We start from the raw sequence: 12,716 nt of genomic DNA, 5'->3' as shown, positions 1-12,716 counted from the left end.
GAGCGCGTCATGCGTCGCGCCCTTCGACGAGCCCCGGCACGGCCTCGCGCATCATCGCGACGAACCGCACGAGCCGCGACGGGTAGAACTGCGCATGCGGATAGGTCAGGTAGACGGGCAGCGGCGCGGCCTGCCACTCGGGTGCGAGGTGCACGAGCTCGCCGCGCGCGAGGTGGTCGGCCAGCATCCATGAAGAACCGACGCACGCACCGACGCCCAGCAGCGCCGCACTGCGCAGCGCGTACAGGTTCGCGGTCGTGATGCGCGGGCGGATCGCGATGCGCCGCGTCTCGCCGGTGACGGCGTGCGTCAGCGCCAGCTCGGTGCGGTAATACGTGCGCAACGCGAGCCATGGCAAAGCGGCCAGCGCGTCGGGGTCCGCCGGCAGGTCGGCGCCGTTCAGCACCGACGGCGCGGCGACCACGAAGCGCGGCACCTTCGTCAGCCGGATCGCGACGACGGACAGATCGGTCGGCTCGCCGACCTGGATCGCGCAATCGATGCCGCTGCCGACGAAATCCTTCACGTCGTCCTGCAGCAGCCACTCGACCGACACGCGCGGATAGTCGCGCAGGAACTGCGCGAGCGGCCCGACGAAACGCTCCTGCCCGAACGCGTGCGGCACCGCGACCCGCAGCAGCCCGTCCGGCTCCTCCTGCGCGCCGCGCAGATCGGCCTCGAACGCCGCCCAGTTTGCCAGCAGTTCCTTCGCGCGCTTGAAACAGCGCTCGCCGTCGACGGTCAGCCGCATCGTGTGCGTCGTCCGTTGCAGCAGCCGCATGCCGAGCGAGCGTTCGAGCGCCTGCAGCCGCCGGCTGATCGTCGGCTGCGTCGTATGCAGTTGCGCGGCGGCGGCCGACAGGCTGCCGGCCTCGACTATGCGTACGAAGGTTTCCATCAGCTCGAAGCGATAACCGGCGCCGTCCACCGGCACCGCCTGAATGCGCTGAGAGCCGCCAGCAGCGGGAGAAGCGGAAGATTTTTCGTTCATTCGTGAAGCGTATAACAAATCTGCACGAGGCGGCACTACCGTCGCCAGCCGCGCGCCGCCACACTCGCGTCCATCCCGTTATCCAACCCAGGATGCACGCCATGTCCACTCCGACCCGTCTCGACGCCGCGCCCCATGTGGCGCACACCACGGCCCACCCGGCCGCCCATTCGATGCCCGATCGCCGGCTCGTGCTGCTGCTCGCGGCGGCTGCCGGCCTCGGTGTCGCACCGCTCTACTACGCGCAGCCGATGCTCGGCGCACTCGGGGCCGATCTCGGCGCGTCGACGCGCGCGATCGGCTTCGTGCCGACGCTCACGCAGCTCGGCTATGCGCTCGGCATCCTGCTGCTCGCGCCGCTCGGCGACCGCTTCGACCGGCGCCGCGTGATCGTGACCAAGGCCGCCGCGCTGGTCGTCGCACTGCTGCTCGCCGCCGTCGCGCCGTCGCTCGGGCTGCTGCTCGCGGCGAGCTTCGCGATCGGCCTCGCCGCGACGATGGCGCAGGACGTCGTGCCGGCCGCCGCGACGCTCGCACACGACACGCATCGCGGCCGCATCGTCGGCACGGTGATGACGGGGCTGCTGCTCGGCATCCTGCTGTCGCGCGTCGTGGCCGGCTTCGTCGCCGACACGGCCGGCTGGCGCGCGATGTTCGCGCTCGCAGCCGCCAGCGTCGCCGCGATCGGCATCGTCGCCGCGCGCGGGCTGCCGCGCTTCGAACCGACCACGCGCCTGCCGTATCGCGCGCTGATCGGCTCGCTCGGCGCGTTGTGGCGCGATCATCCGGCACTGCGCCGCGCCGCGCTCGCGCAGGGGCTGCTGGCCATCGGGTTCAGCGCGTTCTGGTCGACGCTCGCGGTGATGCTGCACGGCGCGCCGTTCCACCTCGGCAGCGCGGCCGCGGGCGCATTCGGCCTCGCGGGTGCCGCCGGCGCGCTGGCTGCGCCCATCGCCGGCCGTCTGGCCGACCATCACGGCCCCGAGCACGTCACGCGCATCGGCATCGGCATCGCGACGCTGTCGTTCGCGTCGATGGCCGCCGCGCCGCTGATGCCGCCGCATGCGCAGCTCGTGCTGCTCGCGGTCGCGACGATCGGCTTCGATCTCGGCGTGCAGGCGACGCTGATTGCGCACCAGGCAATCGTCTACCGGATCGATCCCGCGTCGCGCAGCCGCCTCAACGCGGTGCTGTTCGTCGGCATGTTCATCGGGATGGCAGCCGGTGCCGCGATCGGCAGTGTGTTGCTCGCGCAACTGGGCTGGAATGCGGTGACCGCGCTGGCCGTCGCGACGTCGCTGGCCGCGCTCGCCGCGCGGGTCTGGCGCAACTGAATCTCGGCATCGCGCAGCCAAGGCGGACGGGCCCACAGGGCTTGCCCGCCTTTTCTTTTATTTTCGATCGGCGCATGCATCATGCGGCGCGGCCTGACAGATTCGCACCGGGCGACACCCGCGATCGCTCATCCGGCGCAAGATCCGCACCGCCTGCGGAATTGCCCAGTTCAACCAAATATTTTTCCGGCGGCCGCGCGCATCGACGCACAAACGTCGGACGATTCGACCGTACCCCGCCGCTCGGCGCTCTCCCATCCGGCCCCACCGCGCAGCCCCGTTTTATCAGGGGATTCCCGGTATTTTTTTGGATTTTCTTCGAAATAACGGGTGACATACTTGCCCCCCGTTGCGCTCCGGTGCGAGCGCGCTTCCAGATCCTGCCGGCCGCGCGCCTCGTGCTGCGCGTCCGTCGGGGGCACAGAACATGAACAATTTCGACACCACGATCCAGATCTTCCTCACCCACATGACGTTCGGCCCGCTGATGAATCACGTGATCCGCGTGATCGCAGGCCTCTACACGTTCAAGGGCTTCGTGCTCATTCCGGTGCTGTGCTGGCTGTGGTTCCAGCCGGGCCCGAACCGCGAGCGGCAACGCGAGCTGGTCGTCGCGACGGTCGCGAGCGGGCTCATCGCGCTCGCGTTCGGCCGGCTGCTCGCGCAGGTGCTGCCGTTCCGCGTGCGGCCGATCTACAACCCCGACCTGCACCTGCACTTTCCGTCGGCCGGACTGCGCGCGGCCACGCTGCAGGCGTGGAGTTCGTTTCCGAGCGATCACGCAATGCTGTGGATGGCGATCGCAACCGGCATCTTCATCATCGCGCGCCGCGTCGGCGTGGCCGCGCTGCTGTATTCAGTCGTGTTCATCTGCCTGCCGCGCGCGTATCTCGGCTTTCACTACCCGACCGACCTGATCGCGGGCGCCGCGATCGGCATCGCGATCGCGTGGCTGCTGACGCGCGACGCGATCCGGTCGCGCTTCGCGCCGCAGGTGCTGGAGATGATCCGGCGCTTCCCCGCGCCGGCCTATACGCTCGCGTTCCTGCTGTGCTTCGAGTTGATCACGCAGTTCGACGAACTGCTGACGCTCGCGCAGTCGGCCACGCACCCGATGTGACGGGCAGGCGCCGCGATGCTCCCGCTGCTTTCTTTCCGTCGCCCCGGCACGCGCTGCCGGCCATGCGCGGTGTCGGCACGCCGCGCGACGGCCGCACCAATCAATCTCGATCGGGCGCGCCGAGCGGAAAGAACGAGCGAAACGGCCGCGCCTCGTCGACCGCTCGCGCGAACGACGGCCGCGCAAGCAGACGCTTGCGGTACGCAATCACGTTCGCGAACGACGGATCGATCCGGTGCGTCCAGTCCGCGTAGAACAGGAATGGTGCCGCGCCGCAATCGGCGAGGCTGAAGCGGTCGCCGGCCGCCCATTCGCGATCGGCCATCTTCTTGTCCAGCCACGCATACGACGTATCGAGCATCGTGCGCGCATCGGCGACACCGCGCGCATCGCGCTCGGCTTCCCGCCGTAGCGCGTCGTGCACGACCTTCTGCTGCGGCGTCGACACGTAGTTGTCGAAGAAGCGATCCATCATCCGCACCTCGAGCGCCGCGTGCGGATCGTCGGGCAGCAGGCGCACGGGGCCCGGATGGTTCAGGCCGAGATACTCGATGATAATCGACGCCTCGATCACCGTGCGGCCCGCATCGACGAGCACCGGAAAACGCTTCAGCGGCCACAGCGCGGTCAGCTCCTGCATCGGCTTCGGATCGTCGTGCGCGAGCAAGCGATACTCGAACGGCGTGCCGTTCTCGTACAGCGCGGTCAGCACTTTCTGGCAGTAGGACGAAAAGGGATGGGCGTAAAGCGTCGGCATCATCGTGCGGCCTCTCAGGGTTTCGGCGCCGCGTCATGCGGCGCCACATGATCTCGGATACCTTGACGACGAACGGCGCCCGGCCGTTTCGACATCGGTCCGGAAATTTTTATGCGCGGCCTCGGACGCTACGACCGGCCGTCCATCACGACGCGCCCTTCGGCGCGCCAGCGCAGCATCCCGCCGCCGAGATTCGCGACTGCGTCGAAGCCGGCCTTCAGCAGGATCACGTTCGCCTGCGCGGACCGCCCGCCGGCCCGGCACACGGTCACGACCGGCCGGTCGCGCGCGATCTCGCCGGTGCGCGCGGCCAGTTCGCCGAGCGGAATCGGCACCGCGCCAGGCAGGTGGCCGAGCGGGCCCGTGAATTCGTCCGGTTCGCGCACGTCGACGACCTGCACCGCCGGCAGATGATCCTCGAGCCACTGCGGATCGATTTCCCAGAAGCCGGCGAACGTGTAGACGAGCGGCGCCCAGTCGGGTGCCGCCTGCGCTTCGGGCGCGTTCGCGGCGACGCCGCACTGCAGGTTCGCCGGCACCGCGACGTCGATCTGGCGCGGGTGCGCGAGCCCGAGGTTGCGCATGTAGCCGGCGAAATCGTCTTCGCTGAGATCGCCGCCGAGGCGCGGATTGAAGCGCCGCTCCTCGCCGACGCTCGTCACCGTGAGCCCGCGATAGTCGTGCGCGGGATACAGCAGGCACGCGGCCGGCAGCGTGAAGAGCCGGCCGTGCACCGCGCGATACAGCGCGCGCGGGTCGCCCTGCTGGAAGTCGGTGCGGCCCGTGCCGCGGATCAGCAGGCAATCGCCGGTGAACGCCATCGATTCGTCGTCGAGCACGAGGCTGATGCAGCCGCTCGTGTGGCCGGGCGTCGTGCGCACGGTCAGGTAGCGCGCGCCGAATGCGCAACGGTCGCCGTCGTTCAGGTAGCGGTCGGCGCCCTGCGCGCCGCTCGCGGCCGAGATCGCGATCGCGCTGCCCGTGCGCTGCTTCAGCAGCCACGCGCCCGTCACGTGATCGGCATGCACGTGCGTGTCGACGGTCGCGACGAGCCGCAGCCCGAGCTCGTCGAGCAGCGCCACGTCGCGGCGCACCTGCTCGAACACCGGATCGATCAGCAGCGCTTCGCGCGACGCGCGGTCGGCGAGCAGATACGTGTAAGTCGACGATTGCGGGTCGAAAAGTTGCCGGAAGATCATCGCGAAATTGCTCCGTCGCCTGTTCAGGTGGGTGTTGTACGGCCCACGTGCCGTGCGTCGCCGACGCGCGGGCCAGTGGGTGCGAGTGCCGCCACGTTCGTATGCCTGCCGCGGTGCATGATCCGGAAGTTCACGGCTGCGTCTGCTGCGCATCGACGTCGGCATGATGACATCGCCGCCGGGCAACCGGCATCGCACCTGCCGCGTTTCACACGTCCATATAGCGTAGATCAAAATGCACGCGCCGCCGGCGTCCCATACACGGCAACCGATTCCGATGACGAATGTCGCGCGGCGGGGCGATTCGCCGCGCCCGGACGGTGGCGCGCGCTGCGTTGCACTACGGCCTGTTTTCGTCCGCGCTCACAGGAGTTCCGTCGACACGTCGCTGACGATCGATCACAGACAAAGACGTGTGAACAACAGACCAAGCACCGGCTCGTGGCGAATGAAGCTCGACTTCTTCAGCCGCCATCAACGACAAATCTGGATCCGGCGGGATTTCTCAATCTTTATCGAAAATTGCTCACAATGCATGGGCTTGAATCCGGGCGATCAGAGTATTTTGCATTTTTGACGTCTGCGATTTTTACCTGTTTCCAGTCGTCTGCGATCTGCTTCCAAGCGACCGCACGATCCACTTCGATTTATTGATCTGTTTTTTTCAAACACTTGCCGAGCCATACCCCAAAAAATCCGGGGCATCCGATTCTGGCCGTTTCGACTCGGGCAGCTTCTTCATTTTCACCAGTACCGGTAGTTCCGACGCTCAACCCGGCAAGGCGGCGTGACGCGAAGGAAGAGACGGGATATCTCTCGGCAAACCGCGCAGGTTTTCAGATGCCAGTCGGTGCGCAATGCCCGATGCTGTCGGTGTTTCGTCTGAAAATATCGATATTCGATATTATTCCGAGGGGCCGAAATCCCCCTATTCCACACATGAAAGTTTCGCAACATGCATTGTGAACTGCGACCCCGTTAGTATTTACCGATCAAATGTAAAAGGAAGTGACTCATCAATCGGTGCCCGAATCCAAGTCAGAACAATTCGGCATACTCCAGATTGGCGGAATTCGCGCCCGGGTCGGACCCTTCCCCCACCCCATTCCTCGGTAGTTACGCTCTTTGCATTTCGTAACAAGTCGGGTTGATTCGTCGGGGCGTGCTGTTTTAAATTTCGCCGGTCGCCCAGCAGCATCCGGCAGTTGGGCGACGTTTCATTCTACAAATCGCGACATGCCGGATACCTGGGTGGTCAGCCATCCGACACTGCAAGTCTGCACGCTGTGCGGGCTTGATCAAGTGGTCGAACTCGCAATGGGTATCGATTCGACTACATGCAGCCCGTTGGGACCCGACGTGCCGTAGTTGGCTCGCCGAGTTGTTCATGTCATGCCGAACTGGAGCCAGCTTGATAGCTGAATCCACGATCGAATCTTGATATTTGCGTCGTACTCCTAATGTATCGCCGGGATTCACCCGGATTTGTGAGGGTACAACTTAACTTTGCGCAACGCGCCGAAAAGGACAGAAAATGGAATTCGTACGAATGGGAATCGTCTTTGTTCATCTCATAGCCTGCTGTGTCGCGATTGGTCTCGTGCTGACCAGCGACATTGCCATGGTCAGGCAACTTTTGGATTCTGACGCACCTACCGATCGTGCCCAGGTCCACCTGGCCAGCCTGCAGCGCACCGTCACGTTGGCGCTGACGGTGCTTTGGATCACCGGCATCGCGATCATTGCGTTCGATATGCGGACTCAGGGTCTCGGGTATCTCGGCAATCCCAAGCTGCAGGCCAAGATAGGCATCGTCGCCTTGCTGACCTTCAACGGTATCGCATTGCACTCCGCGGTCCTCCCGGCAATGCAGAAAGCGGGATCCTTGCTGAAGCTTTCCTTCGAACGGCGCATGGTTGCCATTTTCGCGGGCGTGATTTCCGCCGTTTCGTGGTTCTATGCGGCAATGCTTGGCGTCGGTCGCCCGCTGAGCTGGAAGTATTCACTGATCCAGATCCTCGCGGCTTACCCGGCACTGATCGCGGGTGGAATCGCCGCCATGTTCTTTATCACGGCAGTGGCGAAATCCAGGACGCGCGTTGAACGACGGAATACTGAAAACGTAGCGGCCTATTGATCGCCGACACCCGAGGGATGCGCACTGCTCGCAGCAGTGTGCATCCTGTCGTTGCACATTCCGCGTCTTGACCGGCGTCGGATCCCGGATTTTCGGGTGCACGCGAACACTCGCCGGAGCCTGCGCGGCTGTTTCCCCCCGGGACATCGAGCAGGTACGGCCCAACCCCTTGCTGGTTGGGTTTCCTTTGAGAGACTCAATGGGTCACGCGGCGATCGATCGAGCCAACGAGCACGCGGTGCCACCTGCGTACCGACCCGCCGAACACTTTCCCCGATGGCCAGCAGCTCCATGGGCGTGTCCTGGTTAATCAGCGGATACCCGATCGAATCACCTTCCGACGCGCTGCGCGGCCGACTCGACGTGCGATTGCCGGACGGTCGCACTGCCCCCCTTCGCTTCCATGACGCATGCATCATGCGCCGACATTGCGTCGCTGACGGAATTCACGCAGCGCATGCCGTTCTTCGTCCCGACATTCGACTGACTCGTCGATCAAGATCTCTTGCCTGCCTCCACGGACTCGTAAGCGCAATGCCGGCGCGATAGTCCGCGCCCGCATCATGGGTTCGGGTTTGCGACCGGGCTTAAACAAGCCAACATTCTCGGCCTCGAATGGCCGCAGCTCGATCTGGTTGCTCGTCGCGCATGGATTCATCCAGATCACGCGAAAGCGGATAAGTCGATCGGCGTTCCTCTGAGCAGCGAGGCCATCGCACTGATCCGCAGGCAGATCGGCAAGCATCACCGGTTTGTATTCGTCCAGAACGGCAAGCGGATCACGTCGTGGGATCGAGAGCAATGGCTCGCCGCATGTGCTCGGGCAAACGTCGAGAATTTTCGATTCCACGCTATGCGGCACACTTGGGCTGGCTGGCACGTTCAGAGTGGAACCGGGTGGATGGTCGAGTGACGACATGGTTCTCCGGTATGCGCACCTTGCGCCAGACCATCTGGCACATCACGCCGAATCGGTCACGGTTTGGTCCCAGGGTATGGCCGATTTCAATGTCGCAATCGATCGCCAGGCGTCATAATCGGCCGCAACGCCATGACTAGCAGGGCTTCATCGTTTTGAGCACAACAATCCGTCTCGGTCCATCTGATCCATGTCGCTGACGATCGATCCGAAGCAGGCCGCCGCGCTGCTGGCCGTCGCCGATACGGGCAGCTTCGAGCAGGCGGCCGTGCGCCTGCACGTGACCGCATCCGCCGTCACGCAGCGGGTCCGCGCGCTGGAGGCGAGCCTCGGCACGCCGCTCGTGCTGCGCACGCGGCCGTGCCGCCCGACGGTGGCCGGGCAGCGCGTGCTGCAGCACCTGCGCCGCGTCGCGCTGCTGCAGGCCGACCTGCAAAGCACGCTCGCGACCGAGCGCGAATCGCCGATCTCCGTGACGATCGCGCTGAACTCCGACAGCCTCGGCACGTGGTTCCTGCCCGCGCTGACCTCCGTGCTCGCGGGCGAGCGCATCCTGTTCGAACTGATCGTCGAAGATCAGGACCACACGTTCGCGCTGCTCGAAAGCGGGATGGCCGTCGGCTGCGTGACGACCGAGCCGAAGCCGATGCGCGGCTGCATCGCGACGCCGCTCGGCACGATGCGCTACCGGCTGCTCGCGGCCGCCGCGTTCGCGGTGCGCTGGTTTCCGCGCGGGCTGAACCGCGCGAGCGCGCGCAACGCGCCCGTCGTCGCGTATTCGCGGCGCGACACGCTGCAGTCGTCGTTCCTGAAGGAGAAGTTCGGATTGCCCGAAGGCGCGTACCCGTGCCACTACGTGCCGGGCACCCATTCGCACTTCGCGGCGGTGCGGCACGGGCTCGGCTACGCGATGGTGCCGGAGCCGCTGATCGGCACCGCGCCGCTCGACACGCAGGGGCTCGTCGATCTCGCACCCGCGCATCCGACCGACGTCACGCTGTACTGGCACGCGTGGACCGTGCAGTCGCCGACGATGGCGTCGCTGTCCGCGCGGGTGGTCGAGGCGGCGCGCCGCTTGCTCGCGCCGCTGCCGACATGACATGAGCCGGTGACGGGCCCGGCTCGTGGCGGTTACGCGCGACGCTGCGAGAAATATGCGCCGACCGCATCGAGGAACGTGTCGATGTCCGCGCGCGACACGTCGCAGTGGGTGACGAAGCGCGACGCGTACAGCATCTGCGTGAGGATCCCGCGCGCCTTGAGCCACGCCTCGAGCGGCGCGCAATCGGCTTCGGGGAATTGCGCGAACACCATGTTCGTCGCGTGCGACAGCACCTTCACGGATTCGATGCGCGCGAGGCCTGCCGCGAGATGCGCGGCGTTCGCATGATCGTCCGCAAGCCGCTCGACGTTGTGGTCGAGCGCATACAGGCACGCCGCCGCGAGTATGCCCGACTGCCGCATCCCGCCGCCGAGCACCTTGCGCCAGCGCTGCGCGCGCTCGATCAGCACACGGCTGCCGACCAGCACCGAGCCGACCGGTGCGCCGAGCCCTTTCGAGAAGCAGATCGATACGGTATCGAACGGTGCGCACAGCTCCGCGATCGGGCGCTCCGACGCGACGGCTGCGTTGCATACGCGCGCGCCGTCGAGGTGCGTGGACAGCCCGCGGCTGCGCGCGAACGCGACAGCTTCCTGCACATAAGCATCCGGCAAGACCTGGCCGCCGATCGTGTTCTCGAGCGCGAACAGGCGCGTGCGGGCAAAGTGATTGTCGATCGGCTTGATCGCCGCGGCGACCTTCGCGAGCGGCAGCGTGCCGTCCGGCGCGTTCTCGATCGGCTGCGGCTGGATGCTGCCCAGCACGGCCGCGCCACCGCCTTCGTACTTGTAGGTGTGTGCGAGCTGGCCGACGATGTATTCGTCGCCGCGCTCGCAATGGGACATCAGCGCGGCCAGGTTGCTCTGCGTGCCGCTCGGGAAGAACAGGCCGGCTTCCTTGCCGGCCCGCTCGGCCGTGACCGCCTGCAGGCGCAGCACGGTCGGGTCGTCGCCCCATACGTCGTCGCCGACTTCGGCGGCAGTCATCGCGGCCAGCATCGCCTGGCTCGGACGTGTCACGGTATCGCTGCGTAAATCGATCATCTTCGTGCCCTGAGTAAACGCGGACCGGAACCGATGCGCCCGGCCCTGCCGAAACGAGACTCAGAGTGTACGCAATTCACGCAGCGCGTGCCGGCGGTCGAGCGTCGATCGCGCACCGGCCCGCGGCCACCGGCGCGTGCATTGCGCACACGCCGGCGCGACGGGCGAACGCCCCCGTCAATACCGCGGCGGCGGCGGCTGGACACCCGCCGGCGGCATCGGCGGCATCGGCGGTGCCACGCGCGGCGGGCCGCCATCTCCGCCGCCCCCCGCCGCCGCTCATCCCGCCCGGCACCGGCACGCGATTGCCCGTCGCAACCACGCATTGCAGGTACGTGTAGTCGTAGCGGCGCTGGATGTCGTAGGCCGAGCCCTGCGCGGCGCCCGCGCCGACGGCTGCACCGGTGCCGCATGTGCAAAACCGTTCCGATGACGCGACGCGCCATATTGACGCACGTGCGTCAGACCGCCACGCCGTGGCCGCACGCGCCGCGAACGGCCTTCTTGATACGAATCAACGATTTATCCCGAAATCACGCGCGGCGGGCTGGACATCTGCGACGAGTTGGCGCATTTCGCGGTGCAACATCGCGGCACATACTCCAGCCAACCTCGCCGCCCGTCGGCCGGGGTCCGCCGGCACCCGCCGGCGGGTATCGTCAGCTTCGGTCATCTGGTATGGACACCGCACTTTCGGCCCTCGATCTGGCCCGCCTGCAATTCGCGTTCACCGTCTCCTTTCACATCGTCTTTCCGGCGCTGAGCATCGGCCTCGCCAGCTTCATCGCCGTGCTCGAATATCGCTGGCTCAAGACCGGCAAGCAGTACTACAAAACCCTCTGTCTGTTCTGGTCGAAGATCTTCGCGGTCGCGTTCGGGATGGGCGTCGTCTCCGGCGTCGTGATGAGCTACCAGTTCGGCACCAACTGGTCGGGCTTCTCGAGCTTCGCCGGCGCCGTCACCGGGCCGCTGCTGATGTACGAGGTGATGACCGCGTTCTTCCTCGAGGCCGGTTTCCTCGGCATCATGCTGTTCGGCTGGAATCGCGTGAGCCCGCGCGCGCACTTCGGCGCGACGCTGATGGTCGCGGTCGGCACGCTGATCTCGACGTTCTGGATCCTCGCGTCGAACAGCTGGATGCAGACGCCGCAGGGCTTCGAGATCGTCGACGACCGCGTCGTGCCGACCGACTGGTTCGCGATCATCTTCAACCCGTCGTTCCCGTACCGCCTGTTCCACATGGCGATCGCCGCGTTCATCGTCGCCGCGCTGGTCGTGGCCGCGACGGGCGCGTGGCACCTGCTGAAGGGCCGCCGCGACAAGAGCGTGAAGAAGATGTTCTCGATGGCGCTGTGGCTGCTGCTCGTGCTCGCGCCGCTGCAGGCCGTGATCGGCGACCAGCACGGCATCAACACGCTGAAGCACCAGCCCGCGAAGATCGCCGCGATCGAAGGGCTGTGGGAAACCGAGAAGGGCGGCACGCCGCTCAACCTGTTCGGGATTCCGGACATGAAGGCCGAAACGACCCGCTACGCGGTGAAGGTACCGCACCTCGGCAGCCTGATCCTCACGCACAGCTGGGACGGCGAGATCCGCGGGCTGAAGGAATTCCCGCCCGAGGACCGCCCGAACTCGACCGTCGTGTTCTGGAGCTTCCGGATCATGGTCGGCCTCGGCTTCGCGATGATCGGCCTCGCCGCGCTCGCGTGGTTCCTGCGCCGCCGCGGCCGCCTGTATGAATCGAAGTGGTTCCAGCGCTTCGCGCTCGTGATGGGCCCGACCGGCTTCGTGTCGCTGCTCGCGGGCTGGGTGACGACCGAAGCGGGCCGCCAGCCATGGGTCGTGTATGGCGTGATGCGCACCGCGCAGGCCGTGTCGCCGCTGTCGGTGCAGCAGGTCAGCCTGTCGATGATGACGTTCGTGATCGTGTACTTCCTCGTGTTCGGCACCGGCGTGTACTACATGCTGAAGCTGATGAAGGCCGGCCCCGCGCTGCCCGACGCGAAGCACGACCCGAAACACGACATGCCCGACACGCGCCCCGATCACACCGCGCGCCGCCCGATGTCGGCCGTCGACGAGCTGATCGAGACCGTCTGAGCCCACCCCATCCG

The 12,716-nt window shown here is 66.2% G+C and carries 10 protein-coding genes and 2 pseudogenes; 6 read left to right on the top strand and 6 right to left on the bottom strand.

The features are described 5' to 3' along the window. Positions 1-7: 7 nt before the first annotated feature. Positions 8-991 (bottom strand): LysR family transcriptional regulator, encoded by a 984-nt coding sequence (locus R9B84_RS35545; RefSeq protein WP_423762021.1) that lies wholly within the window; start codon positions 989-991, stop codon positions 8-10. A 101-nt stretch (positions 992-1,092) separates the two neighbouring features. Here R9B84_RS35545 and R9B84_RS35540 point away from each other — a divergent pair, with 101 nt between their 5' ends. Both R9B84_RS35540 and R9B84_RS35535 read left to right on the top strand, forming a co-directional pair. Continuing rightward, positions 1,093-2,325, top strand: coding sequence for an MFS transporter (locus R9B84_RS35540; RefSeq protein WP_423762020.1), 1,233 nt, complete (start codon positions 1,093-1,095; stop codon positions 2,323-2,325). Positions 2,326-2,752: 427 nt separating this feature from the next. Next, positions 2,753-3,445, top strand: a complete 693-nt coding sequence (locus R9B84_RS35535; protein WP_423762019.1) for a phosphatase PAP2 family protein — start codon at positions 2,753-2,755, stop codon at positions 3,443-3,445. 100 nt (positions 3,446-3,545) lie between these two features. On the opposite strand, the gene R9B84_RS35530 is transcribed toward R9B84_RS35535, so the two are convergent. Together R9B84_RS35530 and R9B84_RS35525 are read right to left on the bottom strand one after the other, a co-directional pair. Continuing rightward, a complete protein-coding gene (locus R9B84_RS35530) occupies positions 3,546-4,205 on the bottom strand; it encodes a glutathione S-transferase family protein (RefSeq protein WP_423762018.1) in 660 nt (219 codons plus the stop codon). Between the two features lie 125 nt (positions 4,206-4,330). Further along, positions 4,331-5,401, bottom strand: coding sequence for a rhodanese-like domain-containing protein (locus tag R9B84_RS35525; RefSeq protein WP_423762017.1), 1,071 nt, complete (start codon positions 5,399-5,401; stop codon positions 4,331-4,333). Between the two features lie 1,534 nt (positions 5,402-6,935). On the opposite strand from R9B84_RS35525, the gene R9B84_RS35520 reads away from it, so the two are divergent. Both R9B84_RS35520 and R9B84_RS35515 read left to right on the top strand, forming a co-directional pair. Then, the gene (locus R9B84_RS35520; protein WP_423762016.1) at positions 6,936-7,538 is read left to right on the top strand and encodes a hypothetical protein; all 603 of its coding nucleotides are present in this window, start codon (positions 6,936-6,938) and stop codon (positions 7,536-7,538) included. A 276-nt stretch (positions 7,539-7,814) separates the two neighbouring features. Continuing rightward, positions 7,815-7,901: pseudogene (locus R9B84_RS35515) on the top strand (DUF4123 domain-containing protein); the annotation flags it as partial. Positions 7,902-7,953: 52 nt separating this feature from the next. Here the strand turns inward: R9B84_RS35515 and R9B84_RS35510 are convergent. Continuing rightward, the gene (locus tag R9B84_RS35510) at positions 7,954-8,457 is read right to left on the bottom strand and encodes a hypothetical protein (RefSeq protein ID WP_423763586.1); all 504 of its coding nucleotides are present in this window, start codon (positions 8,455-8,457) and stop codon (positions 7,954-7,956) included. 190 nt (positions 8,458-8,647) lie between these two features. Here R9B84_RS35510 and R9B84_RS35505 point away from each other — a divergent pair, with 190 nt between their 5' ends. After that, the gene (locus R9B84_RS35505) at positions 8,648-9,556 is read left to right on the top strand and encodes an HTH-type transcriptional regulator ArgP (protein WP_047902256.1); all 909 of its coding nucleotides are present in this window, start codon (positions 8,648-8,650) and stop codon (positions 9,554-9,556) included. A gap of 32 nt (positions 9,557-9,588) precedes the next feature. On the opposite strand, the gene ltaE is transcribed toward R9B84_RS35505, so the two are convergent. Both ltaE and R9B84_RS35495 read right to left on the bottom strand, forming a co-directional pair. Further along, positions 9,589-10,602, bottom strand: coding sequence for a low-specificity L-threonine aldolase (gene ltaE, locus R9B84_RS35500; RefSeq protein WP_423762015.1), 1,014 nt, complete (start codon positions 10,600-10,602; stop codon positions 9,589-9,591). Positions 10,603-10,779: 177 nt separating this feature from the next. Next, a pseudogene (locus R9B84_RS35495) lies at positions 10,780-11,005 on the bottom strand (hypothetical protein); the annotation flags it as partial. A gap of 275 nt (positions 11,006-11,280) precedes the next feature. Between R9B84_RS35495 and R9B84_RS35490 the strand changes: the two are divergent. Beyond that, the gene (locus R9B84_RS35490; protein ID WP_423762014.1) at positions 11,281-12,702 is read left to right on the top strand and encodes a cytochrome ubiquinol oxidase subunit I; all 1,422 of its coding nucleotides are present in this window, start codon (positions 11,281-11,283) and stop codon (positions 12,700-12,702) included. The last annotated feature ends 14 nt before the right edge of the window (positions 12,703-12,716 follow it).

Source organism: Burkholderia sp. NLJ2, assembly GCF_049487195.1.
In the GTDB taxonomy this organism is placed as follows: Bacteria; Pseudomonadota; Gammaproteobacteria; order Burkholderiales; family Burkholderiaceae; genus Burkholderia; species Burkholderia pyrrocinia.
This window is presented reverse-complemented; position numbering and strand designations above follow the sequence as displayed.